We start from the raw sequence: 20,241 nt of genomic DNA on the forward strand, positions 1-20,241 counted from the left end.
TTGTCGCTCGCATGTCAGCCGCGTTGAGTCTGCGATCGGGGCGAACGCGGCCGGCAATTCAAACAGCTCACTGGAGGCCGGAACTGCTGCTCGTCGACGAGGTCGCCAGCGTGCGCAGGCCGATCTGGAACATGAACGCATGGCTCAGCACGGGCGGGGCGGTGCCCGCGGAATAGCTATACGAAGTTACATAGTTGGCCGCCAGCACGAAGCAATCGTCGACATAGCCGGCGCCGACCACATACTGGTTGATCTTGTTGGCCTCGAGATCCCAGCGCGCCGAACCCTGCACCACCCAATTGGCGGCGACCTTGATCGAGCCCGAGGTCAGGATGCCCTCGCGGCGGGTGAGATAGCCGAGTTCCGGCTGCGGCGCGTAATTGCCGTACAGCACGGCGACCGACCAGCGATCGAAATTGGCGCGGCCTTCCGCCTCGAAGCGCTGCACGTTCCAGGTCTGCTCGTCCATGCGGGAGCGGACGCTGAACGTGTAGGTGCGGTTGGGCGAATAGCTGGCGCTCGCGACGTAATCGGAGCGCGGCTTGTCGAGGCCGGAATCGATGCCGGTGTTGATGCTGTCCCGGACCGCGAAGGAGTTCATGCCGAACAGCTGGTAGGACTGGCCGAACAGCACCTTGACCGCGCCGCCCTTGTCGAACTGCGTGGTGGATTGCACGCCGACATTGGCCCGGCCGCCACCTTCGACGCGGTCGTAGCCGGAGAACTTGTCGACGCTGAACAGGTTCGAGGCGTCGAACACCATGCTCTGGGCGTCCTCGTTCGGCAGCTTGCCGGCATAGGTCTCGTTCGGCCGGATGATGATCTGCGCGATCGGTTCGACCGTGGTCGAGCCCCAGGGCTGAATGTTGATGAAGGGGTAGCGGTATTCCAGGCCCACGGTCGGCATCAGGCGGAACGCCTGGGTGTCGCCGACGGGCAGGTAGTTCGACACGCCCGGCTGGTTGGAGATCGAGGAATTGATCGCGTCGCCGCGCAGGCTGGCAAACGGCGTCCAGATCTGGCCGAACGGGTCGGTGAAGGACTTGCGCCACTGTGCTTCCGCGGTGAAGCGGGTGTAGGTGCCGGGGAAGCCGCGCAGCAGGCACTGCGAGGGCGTCCGAGCCAGCGGATCGGCCGACGCCGTCGCGCACAGGCTGTTGGTGTTGGCGATCGTCGTGATCGGATCGAACACCGCCTCGTCACGCGACAGGTTGATGAAATTGGTCTTGTAGCTGAACTCGCCGCCGAAGACGGGATAGTTCAGCACGTTCGAGTAGTCGATCACCGGATGAACGATCGGCACCTGGCTCTGGTTGCCCGAATAGCTCAGCCAGTACATCGTGCGCGCATCGAAGAAGCTGCGATTGCCGACGCCGGTCAGATAGAGCTGCGACAGCGCTTCCGTCGGCAGCAGCAGGAACGAGCCGAGCGGATCGCGGTACTGGTAGAGGCGGTAGTCCGAGAAGAAATAATAGTCGGACATCAGGACGCCGTCCCAGCCCCAGACCCATTTGTCGTTCAGCGCGAACTGACCCTTGGTGTCGATGGCGCCGCGGAAGTCGCGGTCACCGGGCTGCCCGGCAAACGCTCCGGGATCGAGCTGGTTGATGCCGTAAGCGCGGATCTGGTAGGCGCCGTCGATCAGGCGCTGACGGAATTCACCCTGCAGCATTACGCCCTGCCGCGACATGAAGCGGGGGGTGAAGGTCGCGTCCATGTCGGGCGCGATCGCCCAATAATAGGGAACTTCGGCGCCGAGGCCGGTGTTCGTCGTGCCCGGGAAGTAGCCGGGCATCAGGAAGCCCGACTTGCGCTTCACGGTCGGGTCGGGCGTCGAGAAATAGGGCATGTAGGCGAGCGGCACGCCGAAGAATTCGAGCTGTGCCGTCTCGAAATACAGCATCTTCTCCTGCTGGTCGTGGATGATGCGAGCACCCTTGACCTGCCACAGCGGCGGCTTCTTCGGATCGTCCTTACACGGCGCGCAGGCCGTGTAGACGCCGTTCTCGAACACCGTGTAATTGCCGCTGGAGCGGTCGGCGCGGCTGGCGGCCATGCGGGTCTGATCGGCAGTGTCCACGCGCAGCGAATCGACGAAACCATCGCGGTAATCGTCGGAGAGATCCATGATCTCGGCATAGGTGATCTTGCCGTCGGCATCCGTCATGCGGATGTTGCCTTCGGCATGAAGTCGCTTGGTCTTTTGGTCGTAGATGACCCGGTCGGCCTCGACGCTGGTGCCGTTGTAGAACAGCTGGACGTTGCCGACTGCCGAGACGCGCGAGTTGTTGTAGTCGTAGTCGACCTCGGTCGCCTGCACCAGCATCTGGTTGTCGTGGGGCGCAGGCGCCGGCTTCGGGCGCGGAGGCAGCGGATTGTAGGTGAAGGTCTGGGCGGAGGCCGGCGCCACGGCGGCGACGTCGATCAACCCGCCGAGCGAGGCGGCGGTGACGACGGCGAGCAGCAGCCTGCGGACGGACAAGCCGCACCCGTTCGGCCGCACCGATGTGCGCCGCGTCGAACGAGACACGAGCCCTCGGTGGACGGCACTCACTATCCGTCCTCCTGATAGAGCAAGGCCAAAAAGCCGGTGAGGCCGCCCACCACAACGGGCAACCACGCCGCAGCGATCGGATGCATCAACTCAGCCTTGCTCAAGTCCTCAGTTACTTTCGACAGAACGTAGAGCAGAAAGCCTGCGCCCACGCCACTCAAAACCATCTTCTGCACGCCGCCCATCCGGAAGAAGCGCAGCGATACGGAAGCCGCCAACATCACCATGGCTGCCAGCAAAAACGGCTGCGCCAGAAGCTTCTGATACTGGAGTCGGTAGCCTGCTGTCGCGAAGCCCGAGCTTTCGGAGGAGCGGATGTAGCTCGGTAGTTGCCAAAAGGACACAGTCTCCGGTGTGGAAAAGCTGTTGCGGACCTGCGCCTCGGTCAGCGTCGTCGGAATCTCGAGGGTCGCCTGGTCGGCCGGCGGCGAGTCCAGCGAGAAGCGGCGAACGCCCTTGAACAGCCAATGGCCTGCCTCGAGCGTTGCCTCGCGCGCCTCGATCCGCTCCTTGAAGTGCTGCTCTGTGTCAAACCGGAACAGCGTGAGACCGGTGAGCCGGACGCCCTGCTTCTCGCTGCGCGCCGCATTGATGATGGTCTGGCCGTCGCTAGTGACCTGGTTGAGCCAGAAGCCGGAGGCATCCTGGATGCCGCCGCCGGGCGCCGAGCCGAACAGCTCCGCCTCCATGCGCTTGGACAGCTCGCGCAAATTGGCCGACATCGGATTGTAGGCGACCGTGGCGATCACGCCGATCAGCAGCGCGCTGCCGAGCGCCGGCGAGATGAACTGCCAGGCCGAGATGCCGGCGGCGCGCGCGACCACGAGCTCGAGCCGGCGGGAGAGGGCGAGATAGCAGGTCATGGCGCCGATCAGCATGCAGAACGGCGTCAGCTTCTCCAGCAGCTGCGGCACCCGAAACAGCGAGGTCTCGGCCACCATGAGTGCCGATGCCGAGGCAAGGCCCGAGGTCTTGCGCACCATCTCGATGTAGTCGACCAGCACGAGCAGCAGGAAGATGCCGCCGAACACGCCGAGCGCGGCGACCACGAAGCGGCCGGCGAAATAGCGCCCGAGTGTGTTGGTGAGCATGCTCATGCGGTGGCCGGCCGTCCGAACAGCCGCGCGATCCGCGCGTTCGATCTGTTGATGGCCTCCATCAGGCGGGGCGGCGGCTCGACCACGAGGCCGCCGACGATCATCGCGAGCCCGAGGCCGATGGCGCCGAAGACCATCGCATATTGCACCAGCACGGCGCCCGGCGACTTCACGGCCATCACCGAGCAGGCGAAGCCGGCCATGCGCAGGCCGAACACCGCGATGATCGAGGAGGCGATCGAGAAGTTGCGGCTCTGGCGGGTGGTGCGGGGGGCCCCCAGGAACGCGAAGGTCAGCACGGCGAAGGCGAATGGATAGATCGGCGCCAGGATGCCATCGTGCAGGGCCGAGCGGAACTGGCCGGGAATCTGCTTGTAGACGGGATCGTCCTCGGAGGGGGAGAGCAGCTCCCATAGATAGCGCTCGCGGATGCCGAGTGTGACGTCGCGGCCCTGGCCCGAGAATTTCGACATGTCGAAGCCGTAGCGGCCGAACGCCACCAGCGCGGGATCGCGCTTGCCGGCCTCGAAGCGCTGGAGATTACCCCTTTCCAGCACCAGGAACGATCCGGTCCCGTTCTTCACGACCTCACCGTGCTCGGCGACGATGGAGATGCGCTCGTTCGGATCGCGGCGGTCGTCGATGAAGATGCCGGCGAGGATGCCACCGGGCAGGCGTTCGCGGATTCGGATCGTCAGGTTCTTGTCGAGCTGGGCGAAGCGGCCCGGTTGCAGGATGTTGGTGAGCACGTCGGCAGTGATCTCGGCGTCCCACTGCTTGATCCGCCGCATGCCGTCGGGGGCGAGATAGGCCGCGATGAAGGCGACCAGCAGTGCGACCACGCAGGTGGCGTAGAAGAACGGATAGAACAGCCGGAACGGCGAGAAGCCCGCCGCATTCATCACGATGATCTCGGAATCGGTCGCCAGCTTGTTCAGCGTGTGCGAGATCGCGATCATCAGGGCGATCGGCGAGATGATCAGGATGAGGGCGGGAATGACGAGGCTGGTGATGCCGAGGAAGGTGAGGATGGTCTGACCCTGGCTCGTCATCAGGTCGATGCCGCGCAACGCCTGCGTAATCCAGATCACGCCGGTGAGGCTGACCAGGACCAGCGCAAACGACGCCAGCGTCGTGCGGAAGATATACCTATCGATCGACCCCATGCGCTACCGCACGAATCCCCACCAAGACCCCAACGCCGGCCCGAAACCGGCTGCCCGCCCCAATCCCGCAATGGGATCCCCAAGGGACGGCCAGCCCATCTGTTCTGCCGGCTTACTCTCTCACTACCATCCCTTTGATCCGTCAACAAAATGGCTGCGCCGTGGCACCCTCAACATATGGTTAATATTTCGCTCGTTGTGGCCCCTCAGCCACGGGGGTGCTTGGCATCGGCGGGGCGGCTGGCCCATAGTAGGGTGCCTCAGTGAATCGCCGTTCAGCTCGGGCCCGTGGCCGGGACCGCAGAGCGGCAAAAAGCCCCATGTTTTGGAGGAGTTACCCATGTCCGATGCCATCAAGGTCGGCATTGTCCCATTGTCTGCCGCCCCCCGTGGCATCCTGGTCGTGTTCTGCGACGATGGCCTGAAGCTGGGGCCGGCGACGGCCAAGGCGCTCGGCGGCGGTGCCGACCTTGTGAAACGGGCGGCCTCCGCCGCGGCCTTCAAGGGCAAGACCGGCGCCGCGCTGGACATCCTGGCGCCCGAGGGGGTGAAGGCCACCCGGCTGCTGGTGATCGGCGCGGGCAAGGCGGCCAATCTGAAGGCGAACGATTTCCTCAAATTCGGCGGCGTGGCGGCGAGCAAGCTTCCGGCCGGGACCGCCGCCATGACCATCATCGCCGAATTGCCGGATGGTGCCATGTCCAGCGAGCAGGCGGTCGCGATCGCCTCGGGCCTTCGCTTACGCGCCTACAAGTTCGACCGCTACAAGACCAGGAAGAAGGACGGCGAGGAGGGTGCTTCGCGGGCCGACATCTCGCTGGCAGTCGGCGATGTCGCCGCTGCGAAGAAGGCGTTCGCCGCCGCCGCCCAGGTCGTCGACGGCGTGGTGATCGCGCGCGACCTCGTCAACGAGCCGCCGAACGTGCTTTTCCCCGAGGAATTCGCCCGCAGAGCCAGCCAGCTCCGCAAGCTCGGCGTCAAGGTCGAGGTGCTCGACGTCAAGGCGATGGAGAAGCTTGGCATGGGCGCGCTGCTCGGCGTCGGCCAGGGCTCGGCGCGGCCGAGCCGCACCGTGATCATGCGCTGGGACGGCGGCAAGAAGGGGGAGGCGCCGGTCGCCTTCGTCGGCAAGGGCGTCTGCTTCGATACCGGCGGCATCTCGATCAAGCCCGCCGGCAGCATGGAGGACATGAAGGGTGACATGGGGGGCGCGGCCTGCGTCGTCGGCCTGATGCACGCGCTCGCCGCGCGCAAGGCCAGGGCCAACGTGGTCGGCGCCATCGGCCTCGTCGAGAACATGCCCGACGGCAATGCGCAGCGGCCGGGCGACATCGTCACCTCGATGTCGGGCCAGACCATCGAGATCATCAACACCGACGCGGAAGGCCGCCTCGTCCTCGCCGACGTGCTCTGGTACGTCGCCAAGAAGATGAAACCGAAATTCATGGTGGATCTGGCGACGCTGACCGGCGCCATCGTGGTCGCGCTCGGCACCGAGCATGCCGGCATGTTCTCCAACAATGACGAACTCGCCGACCGGCTGCTCGCGGCCGGCATCGAGAGCGGGGAAAAGGTCTGGCGTATGCCGCTCGGCCCCGAATACGACAAGCTGATCGATTCCCAATTCGCCGACATGAAGAACACCGGCGGCCGTCACGGCGGCTCGGTCACCGCCGCGCAGTTCCTCCAGCGCTTCGTCGACGGCGTGCCCTGGGCCCATCTCGACATCGCCGGCACCGCCATGGGCGCGCCGAAGACCGACATCAACCAGAGCTGGGGAAGCGGCTATGGCGTCCGTCTGCTGGATCGTCTGGTCGCCGACCACTACGAGCGCAAATGAACTGCCGAATGAACTGCCAGATGAACTGCAATGACTGAAGTGCTGTTCTATCATCTGCAAAACATGACGGTGGAGAACGTATTGCCGCCGCTTCTCGAGAAATCGCTCGAGCGCGGCTGGCGCGTCGTGGTGCAGTCGACGTCGGAGGAGCGCGCCGATGCGCTGGATGCGCACTTATGGACCTATCGCGACGATTCCTTCCTGCCGCATGCGACATGGCGCGTGAACGATGCTGCCGACCAGCCGATCGTGCTCGCGATCGAGGAGGGCAATCCGAACGGCGCCAATGTCCGCTTCCTGGTCGACAGCGCCGCGCTGCCGCAGGATGCGCAGGCCTATGAGCGCATGGTGCTGCTGTTCGACGGCGACGATCCGGACGCGCTGGCGCTGGCCCGCAGTGCCTGGACGGATTGCAAGGCGCGGGGATTTGATGTCACCTATTGGCAGGCCGACGAGCGGGGCAGGTGGCAGAAGCGGAATTAGCGGCCATCCGCAATTAATGATAATTTGCACTTTTCGAACGATGCTGGCCTTGGCCACCTTCGTGCCGCAAAGGGATGTTGGGACAATCGTTTAGGGCTGGTCCTTCACGCGGGGAATTAGTTTATCGTGCGACATCAAAAGCTTCCCGGCTCGCTCATGATTGCGCTCGTTGCCGTAGCACCGCTGGTTGCGGGCTGCTCGGGCGGCGCCAGCGATCTGCTGTCGAAGGATGCCGAATGGTTCCAGAAGCCCGGCCGTCTCTTCATCAAGAACATCTCGATCGAATCGCCGCCGCTCACGCCTGACAAGCCGGTGGGTGCCGAAGACCTCGTCAGCGCCGACGGCGGCTGTCCCGGCATGGCGCCGCCTCCCGGACCGGCCGACGCCAATGCATCGACGACGCCATCCGCGCCGGCGGGCGGCACAGTCGCGCTCGGCCACACCGAATGCGACGTGGTCCGCGGCATCGGTGCGCCCTCGACCGTCAACCTCTCCAACGATGCCGCCGGTCGGCGCGTCGCCGTGGTGACCTGGACGACCGGCCCGCGGGCCGGCATCTACACCTTCACCGCAGGCCGTCTGTCCTCGATCGAAGGCAATCCGGACCCGCAGCCGGTGCCGAAGGCGACCAAGTCGAAGAAGAAGCACGCCTAAGCGGGGATCGCCTCGGCTCCAGCGAAACGGAGATGTCCTCGACTCAGGACGTGAGCGGGCCGGTGCCGACGGAAAGCCGGGTTCGCGGCGCGCTCAGAGGATCGGCTTGGTGTTGAAGCGAGCAGCGCGGCGAGCGCGGAAGCGGCCCTTCATCTTGAAGCCGTCGCGCATGTTCAGGCCGAGAAGAACGATGTTCGTTGCTCCGGCGAACAATTCGAGAGCCTGCACGGCGTAGAACGTGGTGTCGAACTCCGCGGCCTTCGCCTTGGAGGCAAGAAACAACGCGGCGGGAATCAGAACCAGGATGCCGTTGCCGGCGATGAACGGCATACGTTTGATCTTCGCACCGATCAGGCCGGCGCGCCGCTCCTTTGCCAGGAAGAACCCCGAACCTCCCGTCATCGCCAGCGCCGGAACCAGCAACAGGAAGCCCCACGGTATGGCCGTCTTCACCATGGCGATGCTCTGGTGCGAAGCAAACAGTTCGGTGAGAGCCGTGGAAAGCCAGAAGGTCGCAATAATCGTCAGTGCGACCGCTCCTGCTACTGGGTGGATGATCTTGGTCATCGGGTCCTGCCGCTTCGATGCGACTACGCGACACAGATGCCGGACACCGCAATCTTCTCGAACAGATGCGGGGAGGCGACGGCGGATGAGGGATAGGCCGAGATCTTCGATCTGAACTCGGGGTGCGTGAACGCAGCCCGGAAGTCGGCGGTCGATTCCCAAACGGCATAGTTCAGATATGTCGGGCCATCGCCAACCGCGCGGTGAAGCTGGGTGGAGATGAAGCCTGGTTGCCGCTTCATGAAGGCGGCATCGTCTTGCCAAACCTGGAGGAAGCTTTGTTCGTCGGCCTGATCGAGCGTGAACAGATTCACCAGCACCACGGGGCCGGTCTCGATGCCGAGTTGACGTTCGATAGGAAAATGAGGGTCCAGTGGGCGTAGGTGTGCCATGACGGGCTCTGTTCAATTTGGTATTATGGTGTCAATATGACATTATGGACGGTATAGTAATTTGACATCATGGTGTCAATAACGGTTTATGGTGACGAATGCCGAAATCCCAACGAACGCCGGCCGGCGATGCTCTGACCAACCTCCTGCTCGACTTGTTCCGGCTGAATAGTCTGCTCTTGACGGCAGGGGACCACCTGGTGGCCAAGCTTGGGCTCACGAGCGCCCGCTGGCAGATTCTCGGCGCCATCGTAGATGCGGAGCGTCCCCAGCCGGTGGCCTGGCTGGCCCGCGATCTCGGTGCCAATCGCCAAAATGTGCAGCGGATCGTCAATGACCTGCACGCGGAAGGCCTTGTTGCTTTCGAGGCCAACCCGCATCACCGCCGAGCGCAGCTCGTCGTCCTGACTGACAAGGGCCGGCGTGCTTTCGATGCCGCCATGGCCTTGCAGACGCCGTGGGTCAACGGCCTTTCGGAAGGGCTTTCAGTCAAAGACCTGCAGACCGTTCATCGCATTGTCGGCGCCCTACGTGCGAAGCTGGAAAGCGAGACAGAGAGCCAGACTTAGCGCGCGGCGCGCGGGAGAGAGTTGACCGCCGCTTCTTGCGGCATGTTGCCAGGACGCCTTGAGGCCGGAGACCGTGCGACGGAGATCAATGGGCGGCACGAGTTCATCGCGGCAGCGAACAGACCCGGCTGCTTGCCGGCAACCGAGCGACGGCTTCGCGACGATGATGTGATCGCGACGCTCTAGGCGACGTCGCTTTCGTGGTGGCCGCGCGCCCCGGAATGCGCTTTGATGGCGCCAACAACAATCCGGAGGAGACTATGCGGTTCTTCACTGCCCTCGTATCGGCTCTGCTGCTGCCGCTCGGTGCGGCCGTCGCCCAGGACTATCCGACCAGGCCGATCACCATGCTGGTGCCGTTCGCCGCGGGCGGGCCGACCGACACCATCGCTCGGCTGACCGCGGCGGGTATGGGGAAAGCCCTGGGACAGCAGGTCATCGTCGAGAACGCGACCGGCGCCGGCGGCACCATCGGCACGACCCGCGCCGCGCGCGCCCAGCCGGACGGCTACACGCTGCTGATCCATCACGTCGGCATCTCGACCGCGGCGACGCTGTACCGCAATCTCAGCTATGACACGAAGACGGCGTTTGCGCCGATCGGGCTCGTGACCAATGCGCCGATGACGATCATCGCGCGCCCCGATTTCCCGCCCAACACGCTCAAGGAGCTGGTTGCTTACGCCCAGCAGCAGGGCGACAAGCTGACCTATGCCAATGCCGGGCTCGGCGCCGCCTCGCATCTGTGCGGCATGCTGTTCATGACGGCGATCCAGAAGCAGCTCACCACGGTGCCCTACAAAGGCAACGGCCCCATCATGAACGATCTGCTCGGCAAGCAGATCGATCTCACCTGCGATCAGGCGACCAACACCACCGGGCCGATCAGCGCCAAGCAGGTCAAGGCCTATGCCATCACCACCAAGGAGCGGCTGAAGAGCCTGCCTGATCTGCCGACGGCGGACGAGGCCGGCCTCAAGGGATTCGAGCTCGGCGTCTGGCACGGCATCTATGCGCCGAAGGGCACGCCGCCCGCGGTCGTTCAGAAGCTGACGGCGGCGCTGCAGACGGCGCTGAAGGATCCGACGCTGATCGCGCGGTTCAATGACATCAACACCGAGCCGGTCCCGCAGGACAAGGCGACGCCCGAGGCGCTCGGCGCCGTCCTGACGAGCGAGATCGACCGCTGGGCGCCGATCATCAAGGCTGCCGGGCAGTACGCGGACTGAGCGCCTCTGCCGCAATATTGCCACCCGGTACTGTGCATGGGGTTGTTTTGCACGCTTAGATGACCCGGCCCCGCTGACTCTGCGTTACCCGGCCGCCTCGTCGAACTGCGTGCTGGCCTCAAGCCATTGCTCCTCGGCGCGCGCCAGCGCGTCGGCGGCATTGGCGCGCGCCTTCGACAGTTGCGCGGCCTGCTTGGGATCGCGCGTGAAGATGTCGGGCAAAGCGAGCGCCGTGTCGATCTTGCTGATGATCTCGCTGACACGTGCGATCTCGGCCTCGGCTTCCGCGATGCGCTTCTTCAGCGAGCCGCGATTGTCGGACTTCGCTCGCTGCGGCTTCTCGCTCGCGGCGCTGCGCTCGCGCGGGGCTTCGGCGTTGCGCGCGGACAGCACCAGGCGGCGGTATTCGTCGAGATCGCCGTCGTAATTGGTCACGGTGCGGTCGGCGACGATCCAGAGCCGCTCGGCACAGGCCTCGATCAGATAGCGGTCGTGCGAGACCATGATGACGGCGCCCGGGAATTCGTTGATGGCTTCCGCGAGCGCGGCGCGGCTGTCGATATCGAGATGGTTGGTCGGCTCGTCCAGGATGATCATGTTGGGGCCGAAGAAGGTGGCAAGGCCCAGCAGCAGCCGCGCCTTCTCGCCGCCGGAGAGCTTGCCGGCCTTGGTGTCGGCGGCCTTGCCGGAGAAGCCGATCGCGCCGGCCCGCGCACGCACCTTGGCCTCGGGCGCATCGCCCATCAGCTTGCGCACGTGGTCGTAGGCGGAGGCGTCCTCATTCAGCTCATCGAGCTGGTGCTGGGCGAAATAGGCGATCGACAGCTTGTCCGCGCGCGTGACTCTTCCAGAGAACGGCGCGAGCCGTCCGGCGAGCAGCTTGACCAGCGTCGACTTGCCGTTGCCGTTGGCCCCGAGAAGCGCGATGCGGTCGTCATTGTCGATGCGCAGGGTGACGCGATTGAGCACGGGGCTCGCGGGGTCGTAGCCGACCGACACGTTGTCCGCCGCGATGATCGGCGGCGACAGGATCTTCTCCGGCGCGGGAAAGCTGATCTCGCGCACGTCCTCGGTGACCAGTGCCGTGATCGGCTTCAGCCGCTCCAGCATTTTCACGCGAGACTGCGCTTGCCTTGCTTTCGACGCCTTGGCCTTGAAGCGGTCGACGAAGGCCTGCAGCCGCGCGCGTTCGGCCTCCTGACGCTTGACCTGCTTGGCATCGAGCAACTCGCGCGCGGCGCGCTGCTCCTCGAAGGAGGAGTAGGTGCCCTTGTAGAGCGTGAGCTTGCCGCGCTCCAGATGCAGGATCTGGTCGACCGAGCTGTCCAGCAGGTCGCGGTCGTGGCTGATCACGATCACCGTGCGTGGGTAATGCGCAAGGTGGTCCTCCAGCCAGAGCGTGCCTTCGAGGTCGAGATAGTTGGTGGGCTCGTCGAGCAACAACAGGTCGGGCGCCGCGAACAGCGTCGCGGCCAGCGCGACGCGCATGCGCCAGCCGCCGGAGAATTCGGCGCAGGGACGGAGCTGATCGGCAGCGGAGAAGCCGAGGCCGGAGAGGATCGCGGCGGCACGGCTCGGCGCCGAATGCGCGTCGATGTCGACGAGGCGGGTCTGGATTTCCGCGATGCGGTGTGGATCGGTTGCGCGCTCGGCTTCAGTGAGCAGCGCGTCGCGTTCGAGGTCGGCCTTGAGCACGACGGAGATCAGGCTTTCGGGGCCGTTCGGGGCTTCCTGCGCGAGACTGCCAATGCGCCAGCGCGGCGGCAGGGTCACCGTGCCGTGCTCGGCCGCAAGCTCGCCGCGGATCACCTTGAACAGGGTCGACTTGCCGGTGCCGTTGCGCCCGACCAGGCCGACGCGCGACCCGGGCGTGATCTGCACGGAACTCTGGTCAATCAGAAGGCGTCCGGCAAGCCGGACGGAGAGGTCTGCGATGGCAAGCATGCGGCCTTGTCACCGCAAGGCGCGTCGAACGCAACCCGTTTTTCAGTGATAGGTCCGTGCAGCAGGTCAGTACGCGTCGCGCTCGCGGCGTCGTAATTCGTTGAGCAGCTGCTCGAGATGCGTTGGGAGCCGGGGCTCGGGCCGCAGGCTCTGCTGAAGCCGTTCGCCCACGGCGTCACAAATCGAGCGGCTGGTGCGCCGGTCGATCTGTTCGCTGTCATTGGCAGAAAGGCCAGCCATCGCGGGGTTCCGTGTTCTCAAAGTATGGACACGGTACCAAGTCTCTGGCCCGAAAATGGTTTCGCCGTCCGGCGGGGAATGCCGGCATTCTCGTCAAAATTGTATGAACCCTCCCAAGTCCGTCCAAATAAAAAAAGCCCCGGCGGGGAACGCCGGGGCCTGTCCTGCGAAGGGATACCTTGGGGGGCGTAGGGTACCCTTCTTTGCAGGAAGGTGCTGTCGGGCTCAGTAGCAACGGTTGATCATTCGCCAGCGGGGTCCCCAAGGGGTTGGGACCAGCCGGCGCACATAGCAGCCGCCATAGCCGTAGGAGACGGGGCCGCCGGCATAGAAGCGTGGTCCACCGCCCCAGCCGCGGTGCCAGCCGCCGCCATGCCAGCCTCCGCCGTGCCAGCCGCCATGCCAGTGAGCGGAGGCGGAGGTCGGCGCCAGCGCGGCACCGAGCGCCAGCGCGGCAACGGCGGCAAGCGAAAGTTTCCTCAACATGGTGATCTCCTCAAAAACGGCCGGCGCGGGCCTGTCGCGTCGATGGGCCGACCTTACGCCGGCGAAGCTGAACGGAGCCCTGACGGGTGCTGCAGATTGGGTTCATCTGGGTGAAAATGTTGTAATCCACCCAAGCTCCTCTGCGCCGAAGCGCCAGTGCCGCCGCTTGCCGTCCGGCAAAGGCGCCGATATAAGCCCCGCAAACTCCGAACCACCGCATTCTTCCCAGGGACAAGACTTATGGCCATCGAACGCACCTTTTCGATCATCAAGCCCGACGCGACCGAGCGTAATCTGACCGGCGCGGTCAACGCCGTGATCGAGAAGGCGGGCCTGCGCATCGTCGCGCAGAAGCGCATCCGCATGACCAAGGACCAGGCAGAGACCTTCTATGCCGTCCACAAGGCGCGCCCGTTCTTCGGCGAGCTCGTCGACTTCATGATCTCCGGCCCGGTCGTGGTGCAGGTGCTGGAAGGCGAGGGCGCCATTGCCAAATATCGTGAGGTGATGGGCGCGACCGATCCGGCCAAGGCCGCCGAGGGCACCGTCCGCAAGCTCTACGCCAAGTCGATCGGCGAGAATTCGGTGCACGGCTCGGATGCGCCGGAGACGGCCGCGATCGAGATCGCTCAGTTCTTCTCGGGCAACGAGATCGTCGGCTGATCAACCAGCCGACAGGTTAGAACGACGGGCGAAAGGACTTACTCGTGGACTGGCTCTGGCAGATCTTCGATCCCGCTACGATCGGGGCATTCTTCACCCAGTTTCGCAACGAGATGGCAGCGCCGACCTTCTGGCTCGCGGTCGGCAAGATCATCTGGATCAACATCCTGCTCTCCGGCGACAATGCGCTGGTGATCGCGCTTGCCTGCCGCGGTCTGTCGCCGCGGCACCGGCTCTGGGGCATGATCTTCGGTGCCGGCGCAGCCGTGATGCTGCGGATCATCTTCACCGGCATCGTCGCAACTCTGATGGAGCTGCCCTATCTCAAGCTGATCGGCGGCCTCGCGCTGATCGTGATCGCCGCAAAGCTCCTGGTGCCGGAAAACGAGGACGAGGACGACGTCGATGCCGCCTCGCATCTGTGGCAGGCCATCCAGATCGTCGTGGTCGCCGACATCGTCATGAGTCTCGACAATGTCATCGCGGTGGCCGCCGCTGCCAATGGCAGCGTGCCGCTGCTGGTCCTCGGCCTGGCCGTCAGCGTTCCGCTGATCGTCGCCGGTGCCGCGCTGATCATGGCACTGCTCACGAAGCTGCCGGTGCTGGTCTGGGCTGGTGCGGCGCTGCTCGGCTGGATCTCGGGCGAGGTGATCGCGACCGATCCTGCCGTCGCGCCGAAGCTGCATACGCTGTTCGACGGCCGGCTCGGCGCTGCGCTGGATGGCGTGCTCGGAGCCTTCCGCATCCCGCCGCAATTTGCCCATGGCGGTGCAGGCGGCGAATATTTCTGCGCGGTCCTCGGCATCCTCGTCGTGCTGATCGTCGGCAGCATCTGGCGCAGGCGCAGCCTGACCGCGGCGGCACTCGAATCGTCCGAGCGGCACGCCAAGGCCTCGGCCGAGTAGCTTCGAGCCCTTGATGCCTTGCCTCTCTCCAGCGATGAGAGGCGGCACGTCAATCGTATGCTCCCGCATTGGCAGCGGGAGGCGAGCGATCATCCGTTATGGGCTCAGTCCACGAGCCGAAGTTCCGATCATCGCGTTCGTACAACCGGCGCGCATTGCGCTCGAGGGCAGAGGCACCGCCGCGCTTTGTCACGCAGCGCGCGTGGGGATTGTGCGATCGGTCTGTTCTCGCAACCACCGCGCGATTTAGACCTTGTCTTATTATAAACTGCTGAGATTCAAGGGTGCTTTCGTTGACTCGACGGACGTGCCCACGGCACGTCGCTCCGACGTTCATGTTCATGAATTCGGAAGCTGGTGCGATGTCGTCGAAAGTGTTTTACCATCCTGTTGCCGTTCTTGCCCCTCGCATCAAGACGCTTCTGTCGTGCGTCAGCCCGAGAGCCTTCGCGGTCTCCGTGGTTTCCATTGCCTTGTGCAGCGACGGCGTCTTGCACGGCACCAGCGCGCAGAGCGCTGCGCCCCAGGCGGGGGCAGGCACGTTGCCGGCGGTGACCGTCACCGCAGACGCGCCGAAGCCGCGCGCGCGTCCGCGAGCCAATCCAGTCCGAAGGGCCGGCCGCAGCGCGCCCGCGAACGAGCGGGCCAAGTTGCGGGCGGAAGCGACCCCGACGGCCGCGAGGCCCGGTGCACTGCCGCCGACCTACGCAGGCGGGCAGGTGGCACGCGGAGGCCAGGTTGGCCTGCTCGGCAACAAGGATTTCATGGATACGCCGTTCAACATCACGAGCTACACGGCGAAGAAAATCGAAGATCAACAGGCCGTCACGGTAGCCGACGTCGTCACCAACGATCCCTCGGTCCGCTTAGGGAGCCAGCCTGGCGGCATTTTCGATTCTTTCTTCATCCGCGGCTTTCCGATCGGGGAGGGCAATGTCGGAGAAATCGCCTTCAACGGCGTCTATGGCGTCGCGCCGAACTATCGTGTGTTCACCGACTACGTCGAACGCATCGAGATTCTCAAAGGCCCGACCGCGCTGCTCTACGGCATGGCGCCGAACAGCAGTGTCGGCGGCACCATCAACATCGTTCCAAAGCGAGCAGGGGACGTCGATCTCACGCGGGTCACGACCAGTTACGCGACCAACACCCAGCTCGGCACCCACCTCGATGTAAGCCGCCGGTTCGGCGAGAACCGCGAATTCGGCATTCGCGTCAATGGCAGCTATCACAACGGCGATACGCCGCTCGACAACCAGACCCGCGAGGCGCATGTCGGCTCCGCGGCGTTCGATTACCGCGGCGAGAAGTTCAGAGCCTCGCTCGATTTCATCGAGCAGGAGGAAAAGTTCGACGCGCCCTCGAGGCCGTTCCTGGTCGCAACCGGCGTCGCCGTCCCGACAGCGCCGGTCGGACGGCGCAACGTCACGCAATCCTGGGAATTTGCCAAGGTTCACGACAACTCGCTGCTGGCCCGCGCCGAATACGATGTGACTGACGCCGTGACGGTATTTGCTGACGCAGGTGGTGGCAGGACCCAGGTCGACCGTCTATTTGGCACGCCGACGATCCTGAATGCGGCGGGCAACACCACTTCCACCCCTGGACGCTTCAAATTCGACATCGACAGGAACGTGGCCGACGCCGGCGTGCGGGCCCGGATCGAGACCGGCGCCATCAGTCATGCCGTGAGCTTCCAGGGCAGCTACTACATGGACGAGATCTCGCGGGGGTCGGTGAACGGCACGCCCGTGCTATCCAACATTTATGCGCCGATTGCTCGTCCGCAGCAGCTCGTTCCGGCTCCGGCGACCGTGCCGAGGCTGTCGGACACCGAGCTGACCGGCATTGCGCTGGCCGACACGATGTCGGTTCTCCAGGAGCGGCTTCAGCTGACGGTCGGCGTCCGGCAGCAGGGCGTCAGGTCGAACAACTACAACACCACCACGGGCGCCGTGATGTCGGCCTACGACCAAACGGCGTTCACGCCGATGGTCGGCGTGGTCGTCAAACCCTTGAGCAACGTTTCGCTCTACGCCAACTACATCGAAGGGCTCAGCAAAGGCGATACCGCACCGACGACGGCGGCCAATCAAGGCGAGGTCCTTGCGCCGTATTTGAGCAAGCAGAAGGAGGCAGGCATCAAGGTCGATTTCGGCGCGCTCGCGACCACGATCAGCCTGTTCGAAATCACCAAGCCGTCCGGGCAGCTGGGCGCCGGCAACGTCTTCCGGGCTGATCAGGAGCAGCGCAATCGCGGCCTGGAATTCACCGTGTTCGGAGAAGTGCAGCCGGGCATTCGCGTTATTGGCGGCGTGACGTTGATCGACGCAGAGCTGACGAAGACGAGCACACTGGCCAATTTGGGCAAGACCCCGATCGGCGTGCCCGAGGTGCAGGCCAATCTGTCCGCCGAATGGGACACCCCGTTCGCACCCGGACTGACACTGGTTGCAAACACCATCTATACCGGGCACCAGTACTTGAATGGGGCAAACACGCAGGTTGTCCCGGCCTGGACGAGGCTCGATCTTGGCGCGCGCTACAACACGCGCATCAACAACCGGCCCGTCACGGTTCGCGCACTGGTCCAGAACGTGTTCGACACCAATTACTGGGCTGGCGTCGCAAGCTTCTCCGCGCTGGCGCAAGGCTCGCCGCGCACCCTGCTCTTGTCGATGTCGACCGATTTCTGAGCCATGGCCTCTTCGAGCCGGCTGCGGGGCTGGATCAGGCGCTGACGACAGGTGCTCTGAATGGACCAAACAATCAGGGCGCCAGGCCGAGACGGCTCGGCGGCTGACCGATCCAGGATGATGCCCGGACGCGCACGGCGCGCGCTGCTGTGGGCGCACCGTTGGTTCGGATTGATCGGCGGCATCGTCGTGGTGCTGATCGGTCTGACCGGAAGCTTCATCGTCTTCTACCGTGAGATCGATGTCGCCCTGAATCCGTCGCTCTATGCTCCCGCCGGTCCGGAGCAAAGCGTGACATTATCGGAGGTGATGCGCGCCGCAGCGACAGCGGATCCCGCGCCGATTGCCACCATCCTGGCGCCGGACCGGACCTGGCCGGTCTGGATCGTGATTCATTCGCACGAGACCGCGCCAGGCAGCTACCCGAACCGGTGGACCACCATGGTCGATCCTTCGAACGGGAAGGTGCTCGGGCGGCGTGACTACGCCAACGCATTCGCGCTCAAGATCTATCGTCTCCACTTCACGCTGTTGCTCTATGAGTTCTGGGGCAAGGAGCTGGTCGGCGTCGCCGGATTCGTGCTGCTCGGTTTGGCGGTCTCAGGCCTCTTCCTGTGGTGGCCGAAGCCGCGACGATTCTGGCGATCGGTCTCGGTGCGCAAGAACGTCTCGCTGCTTCGATTTGTTCTGGACCTTCACAGTGCGGCCGGCTTTTGGGCGCTGTCCCTGCTCTTGCTGATCTCGATCACCGGCATCGGCATCGTTTTTCCCGACGTCGTGCGTCCCATCGTCGGCCTTGTGTCGCAGCCGACGCCTGATCGCTTGCCAAAGGTCGAAATGCCGCCTCCGGCAGGGACGCCGCTGCTCTCACCTGATGCGATCATGCGACGCGCGCAGGAGGCCAAGCCCCGTGCGACCATCGCCATGCTCAATCCGCCGACCGAAACGCGCAACACGTGGCGGGTGCAGTTCCGTCCTGATGGGGCTGATCCTGCCGTACGGTCGCGTGGGGCGATCTGGCTCGATCCGTGGAGCGGTGCGGTGGTGCACGACCGCACGCCGGGTACCATGTCGATGGGGGAGCGCTATCTGGCCGAGCAGCTCTGGCTGCACAACGGCGCGACGTTCGGATTTGCAGGGCGCCTGCTGGTGTTCGCAGCCGGGTTCGCGCCGCTCGTCCTCTTCGTCAGCGGCGCGATGATGTGGCTCAAGAGACGGCCCGGGAAATTGCGGCCCGGCTGAGGGGTCACCGCCTCACGATCGAACCGGCGCGGCCAATCAGGCGCGCGAGCTGGCGGAAGCGGCTGCCGACGCGGTCGGCGACGAGATCGCCGAGGCGATGCTCGAACACCAGCATCAGCTTACGGCCCTGGCTGCGGAAATGCGTGGCCGGCAGAACGCCAGGGCGCGCCGCCGAGACCAGGTGCGCGACGCGGAACGCTGCTCCCAGGAGGCGGGCGCGCTCGAGCTGTGCAGGCGTCAGCAGGCCCTGCATGGTGGCCGGCGGCTGGTTCTCCTCGCTCAGGCCGGCATAGCGATAGAACACGGACAGGCCGACGAAGGCGCGCTCGGTGTGGGTGATCGCGCCGAAATTGCCGTTGACGACAAGGCTCAGCGTCTGCTCGCCGCGGTGGTCGGGGTGCACGCGCCAGCCGATGTCGGAGAGCAGGCATGCGGCGTGACGCAGGCGGCGGTCCTCTTCGGTTTCGCGCAGCTTCACGACGCGCGCGAGGCGATCGGTCCAGGCGATCAGCTCGCGGGCATGCTTGGCCGAGCGCGACAGCAATTGGTTGAGCTCCTCTGCGGCGCAGATCAACCCGTCCTTGTTGCGTTCGGTTTCCGACAGCTTCTCGTGCAACAAGCCTTCGCGCACGCCGAAGGTGGAGAACACGATGGTCTTCGGCTTCGCCACGCGGATGATGTGCTCGAGAACTAGGGCGGCATAGGTGAGGAGCGGGCGGCGCGCATCGGCGACGATCTCGATGTCGGCCAACATGTCGGCGGCCGCGAGGCGGCGGAGACGGCGCGAAAAGTCCAGCGCTTCAGCCGCGGGAATGGAGTAGCCGTGCATGACCTGGAGCGGATAGCCGCTCTGGATGATGTGGATGCGCGCGAGCGCGCGCCAGGTGCCGCCGACGGCGTAGAAGATACGGCCGCCGCCCGCGGCGAGCTGCGGCACCCCGTCGATCGCCTCGCGGACGATGCGGTCGGCGCGCTTGAGCGATTTGTGCGCGAGGTCCTGGAGCGCGAGCCCGCCGAGCGGCAACGTCACGCCGCTGCGTACGCTGTTCCTGCGCACGTCGATCAGCTCGAGCGAGCCGCCGCCGAGATCGCCGACGATGCCGTCGGGATGATGGATACCGGAGATCACGCCGAGCGCCGACAGCCGTGCCTCGCGCGGGCCCGACAGGATCTCGATCTTCACGGCGCAGATGCGCTCGGCCTTGGCGATGAAGTCAGGGCCGTTGGAGGCGTCGCGGCAGGCGGCCGTCGCAATCGCGAACACGCGCCCGACCTGCATCACGCGGCATAGCGCGCGAAAACGCTTCAGCGAGGTGAGCGCCTTGTCGACGGCGTCGGGCGCGAGCAAGCCCGTGCTCTGCACCTCACGGCCGAGTCCGCACAGCGTCTTTTCGTTGAAGACCGGAATGAGGCTGCGCGCCAGCGCCTCGTAGACGACGAGACGGACCGAGTTGGAGCCGATGTCGATGACCGCGACGCTCGCGCCGCGCTTGCGCGGCCGCTTCACGTCGCAG

The 20,241-nt window shown here is 65.0% G+C and carries 18 protein-coding genes; 9 read left to right on the forward strand and 9 right to left on the reverse strand.

Annotation, left to right across the window (positions count from 1 at the left end; genetic code table 11):
* Positions 1 to 67: 67 nt before the first annotated feature.
* From BCCGELA001_RS17145 to lptF, 3 genes are read right to left on the reverse strand one after another with little or no spacing between them, the layout of a single operon-like run.
* Complete coding sequence (locus tag BCCGELA001_RS17145) at positions 68 to 2,554, reverse strand: LPS-assembly protein LptD (protein ID WP_060735860.1); 2,487 nt, start codon at positions 2,552 to 2,554, stop codon at positions 68 to 70.
* Positions 2,554 to 3,651: an LPS export ABC transporter permease LptG gene (gene lptG, locus BCCGELA001_RS17150; protein ID WP_060735861.1), complete on the reverse strand. Its 1,098-nt coding sequence runs from the start codon at positions 3,649 to 3,651 to the stop codon at positions 2,554 to 2,556. The genes BCCGELA001_RS17145 and lptG overlap by 1 nt, the downstream gene beginning before the upstream one ends.
* Positions 3,648 to 4,817, reverse strand: coding sequence for an LPS export ABC transporter permease LptF (gene lptF / locus BCCGELA001_RS17155; protein WP_060735862.1), 1,170 nt, complete (start codon positions 4,815 to 4,817; stop codon positions 3,648 to 3,650). Before lptF ends, lptG begins: the two co-directional genes overlap by 4 nt.
* 340 nt (positions 4,818 to 5,157) lie before the next feature.
* On the opposite strand from lptF, the gene BCCGELA001_RS17160 reads away from it, so the two are divergent.
* The 3 genes from BCCGELA001_RS17160 (at position 5,158) to BCCGELA001_RS17170 (ending at position 7,794) form a co-directional block, all read left to right on the forward strand.
* Positions 5,158 to 6,657: a leucyl aminopeptidase gene (locus tag BCCGELA001_RS17160; protein ID WP_008551735.1), complete on the forward strand. Its 1,500-nt coding sequence runs from the start codon at positions 5,158 to 5,160 to the stop codon at positions 6,655 to 6,657.
* Between the two features lie 30 nt (positions 6,658 to 6,687).
* Entirely contained in the window at positions 6,688 to 7,140 is a 453-nt protein-coding gene (locus tag BCCGELA001_RS17165) for a DNA polymerase III subunit chi (RefSeq protein WP_008551734.1), read from the forward strand.
* A 156-nt stretch (positions 7,141 to 7,296) separates the two neighbouring features.
* Positions 7,297 to 7,794, forward strand: a complete 498-nt coding sequence (locus BCCGELA001_RS17170; protein ID WP_082813743.1) for a hypothetical protein — start codon at positions 7,297 to 7,299, stop codon at positions 7,792 to 7,794.
* A 93-nt stretch (positions 7,795 to 7,887) separates the two neighbouring features.
* On the opposite strand, the gene BCCGELA001_RS17175 is transcribed toward BCCGELA001_RS17170, so the two are convergent.
* Complete coding sequence (locus BCCGELA001_RS17175; protein ID WP_008551721.1) at positions 7,888 to 8,361, reverse strand: hypothetical protein; 474 nt, start codon at positions 8,359 to 8,361, stop codon at positions 7,888 to 7,890.
* Between the two features lie 23 nt (positions 8,362 to 8,384).
* Positions 8,385 to 8,753, reverse strand: coding sequence for an antibiotic biosynthesis monooxygenase family protein (locus BCCGELA001_RS17180; protein WP_008551720.1), 369 nt, complete (start codon positions 8,751 to 8,753; stop codon positions 8,385 to 8,387).
* A 98-nt stretch (positions 8,754 to 8,851) separates the two neighbouring features.
* On the opposite strand from BCCGELA001_RS17180, the gene BCCGELA001_RS17185 reads away from it, so the two are divergent.
* Both BCCGELA001_RS17185 and BCCGELA001_RS17190 read left to right on the forward strand, forming a co-directional pair.
* A complete protein-coding gene (locus BCCGELA001_RS17185) occupies positions 8,852 to 9,322 on the forward strand; it encodes a MarR family winged helix-turn-helix transcriptional regulator (RefSeq protein WP_008551718.1) in 471 nt (156 codons plus the stop codon).
* Positions 9,323 to 9,582: 260 nt separating this feature from the next.
* Positions 9,583 to 10,551 carry a tripartite tricarboxylate transporter substrate-binding protein gene (locus BCCGELA001_RS17190; RefSeq protein ID WP_060737697.1) on the forward strand — a complete coding sequence of 323 codons (969 nt, stop codon included), beginning with the start codon at positions 9,583 to 9,585 and terminating at the stop codon, positions 10,549 to 10,551.
* 84 nt (positions 10,552 to 10,635) lie between these two features.
* Here the strand turns inward: BCCGELA001_RS17190 and BCCGELA001_RS17195 are convergent, their stop codons facing one another.
* The 3 genes from BCCGELA001_RS17195 to BCCGELA001_RS17200 all read right to left on the reverse strand — a co-directional run bounded on the left by BCCGELA001_RS17195 (position 10,636) and on the right by BCCGELA001_RS17200 (position 13,221).
* A complete protein-coding gene (locus BCCGELA001_RS17195; protein ID WP_060735864.1) occupies positions 10,636 to 12,495 on the reverse strand; it encodes an ABC-F family ATP-binding cassette domain-containing protein in 1,860 nt (619 codons plus the stop codon).
* A 66-nt stretch (positions 12,496 to 12,561) separates the two neighbouring features.
* Positions 12,562 to 12,735 carry a hypothetical protein gene (locus BCCGELA001_RS38350; RefSeq protein ID WP_008551709.1) on the reverse strand — a complete coding sequence of 58 codons (174 nt, stop codon included), beginning with the start codon at positions 12,733 to 12,735 and terminating at the stop codon, positions 12,562 to 12,564.
* Positions 12,736 to 12,960: 225 nt separating this feature from the next.
* A complete protein-coding gene (locus BCCGELA001_RS17200) occupies positions 12,961 to 13,221 on the reverse strand; it encodes a hypothetical protein (RefSeq protein WP_008551707.1) in 261 nt (86 codons plus the stop codon).
* 240 nt (positions 13,222 to 13,461) lie between these two features.
* Between BCCGELA001_RS17200 and ndk the strand changes: the two genes are divergently transcribed.
* From ndk to BCCGELA001_RS17220, 4 genes are all read left to right on the forward strand, one after another.
* Positions 13,462 to 13,884 carry a nucleoside-diphosphate kinase gene (gene ndk / locus BCCGELA001_RS17205; RefSeq protein WP_008551705.1) on the forward strand — a complete coding sequence of 141 codons (423 nt, stop codon included), beginning with the start codon at positions 13,462 to 13,464 and terminating at the stop codon, positions 13,882 to 13,884.
* 44 nt (positions 13,885 to 13,928) lie between these two features.
* Positions 13,929 to 14,789: a TerC family protein gene (locus BCCGELA001_RS17210; protein WP_060735865.1), complete on the forward strand. Its 861-nt coding sequence runs from the start codon at positions 13,929 to 13,931 to the stop codon at positions 14,787 to 14,789.
* A gap of 341 nt (positions 14,790 to 15,130) precedes the next feature.
* Positions 15,131 to 17,485, forward strand: a complete 2,355-nt coding sequence (locus BCCGELA001_RS17215; protein ID WP_236840877.1) for a TonB-dependent receptor — start codon at positions 15,131 to 15,133, stop codon at positions 17,483 to 17,485.
* Positions 17,486 to 17,602: 117 nt separating this feature from the next.
* Positions 17,603 to 18,727, forward strand: a complete 1,125-nt coding sequence (locus BCCGELA001_RS17220; protein ID WP_008551682.1) for a PepSY-associated TM helix domain-containing protein — start codon at positions 17,603 to 17,605, stop codon at positions 18,725 to 18,727.
* A 4-nt stretch (positions 18,728 to 18,731) separates the two neighbouring features.
* On the opposite strand, the gene ppx is transcribed toward BCCGELA001_RS17220, so the two are convergent.
* Positions 18,732 to 20,234 carry an exopolyphosphatase gene (ppx, locus tag BCCGELA001_RS17225; RefSeq protein WP_060735866.1) on the reverse strand — a complete coding sequence of 501 codons (1,503 nt, stop codon included), beginning with the start codon at positions 20,232 to 20,234 and terminating at the stop codon, positions 18,732 to 18,734.
* Positions 20,235 to 20,241: the final 7 nt, after the last annotated feature.

The organism is Bradyrhizobium sp. CCGE-LA001, assembly GCF_000296215.2.
Lineage (GTDB): Bacteria > Pseudomonadota > Alphaproteobacteria > Rhizobiales > Xanthobacteraceae > Bradyrhizobium.

Bases quoted from the DNA above. Each gene is read 5' to 3' on its own strand.
- BCCGELA001_RS38350 (WP_008551709.1), bottom strand. From the start codon at position 12,735: ATGGCTGGCCTTTCTGCCAATGACAGCGAACAGATCGACCGGCGCACC.
- lptF (WP_060735862.1), bottom strand. From the start codon at position 4,817: ATGGGGTCGATCGATAGGTATATCTTCCGCACGACGCTGGCGTCGTTT.
- BCCGELA001_RS17180 (WP_008551720.1), bottom strand. From the start codon at position 8,753: ATGGCACACCTACGCCCACTGGACCCTCATTTTCCTATCGAACGTCAA.
- BCCGELA001_RS17165 (WP_008551734.1), top strand. From the start codon at position 6,688: ATGACTGAAGTGCTGTTCTATCATCTGCAAAACATGACGGTGGAGAAC.
- BCCGELA001_RS17160 (WP_008551735.1), top strand. From the start codon at position 5,158: ATGTCCGATGCCATCAAGGTCGGCATTGTCCCATTGTCTGCCGCCCCC.
- BCCGELA001_RS17220 (WP_008551682.1), top strand. From the start codon at position 17,603: ATGATGCCCGGACGCGCACGGCGCGCGCTGCTGTGGGCGCACCGTTGG.
- BCCGELA001_RS17200 (WP_008551707.1), bottom strand. From the start codon at position 13,221: ATGTTGAGGAAACTTTCGCTTGCCGCCGTTGCCGCGCTGGCGCTCGGT.
- BCCGELA001_RS17215 (WP_236840877.1), top strand. From the start codon at position 15,131: ATGAATTCGGAAGCTGGTGCGATGTCGTCGAAAGTGTTTTACCATCCT.
- BCCGELA001_RS17175 (WP_008551721.1), bottom strand. From the start codon at position 8,361: ATGACCAAGATCATCCACCCAGTAGCAGGAGCGGTCGCACTGACGATT.
- BCCGELA001_RS17190 (WP_060737697.1), top strand. From the start codon at position 9,583: ATGCGGTTCTTCACTGCCCTCGTATCGGCTCTGCTGCTGCCGCTCGGT.
- BCCGELA001_RS17185 (WP_008551718.1), top strand. From the start codon at position 8,852: ATGCCGAAATCCCAACGAACGCCGGCCGGCGATGCTCTGACCAACCTC.
- ndk (WP_008551705.1), top strand. From the start codon at position 13,462: ATGGCCATCGAACGCACCTTTTCGATCATCAAGCCCGACGCGACCGAG.
- BCCGELA001_RS17195 (WP_060735864.1), bottom strand. From the start codon at position 12,495: ATGCTTGCCATCGCAGACCTCTCCGTCCGGCTTGCCGGACGCCTTCTG.
- lptG (WP_060735861.1), bottom strand. From the start codon at position 3,651: ATGAGCATGCTCACCAACACACTCGGGCGCTATTTCGCCGGCCGCTTC.
- BCCGELA001_RS17170 (WP_082813743.1), top strand. From the start codon at position 7,297: ATGATTGCGCTCGTTGCCGTAGCACCGCTGGTTGCGGGCTGCTCGGGC.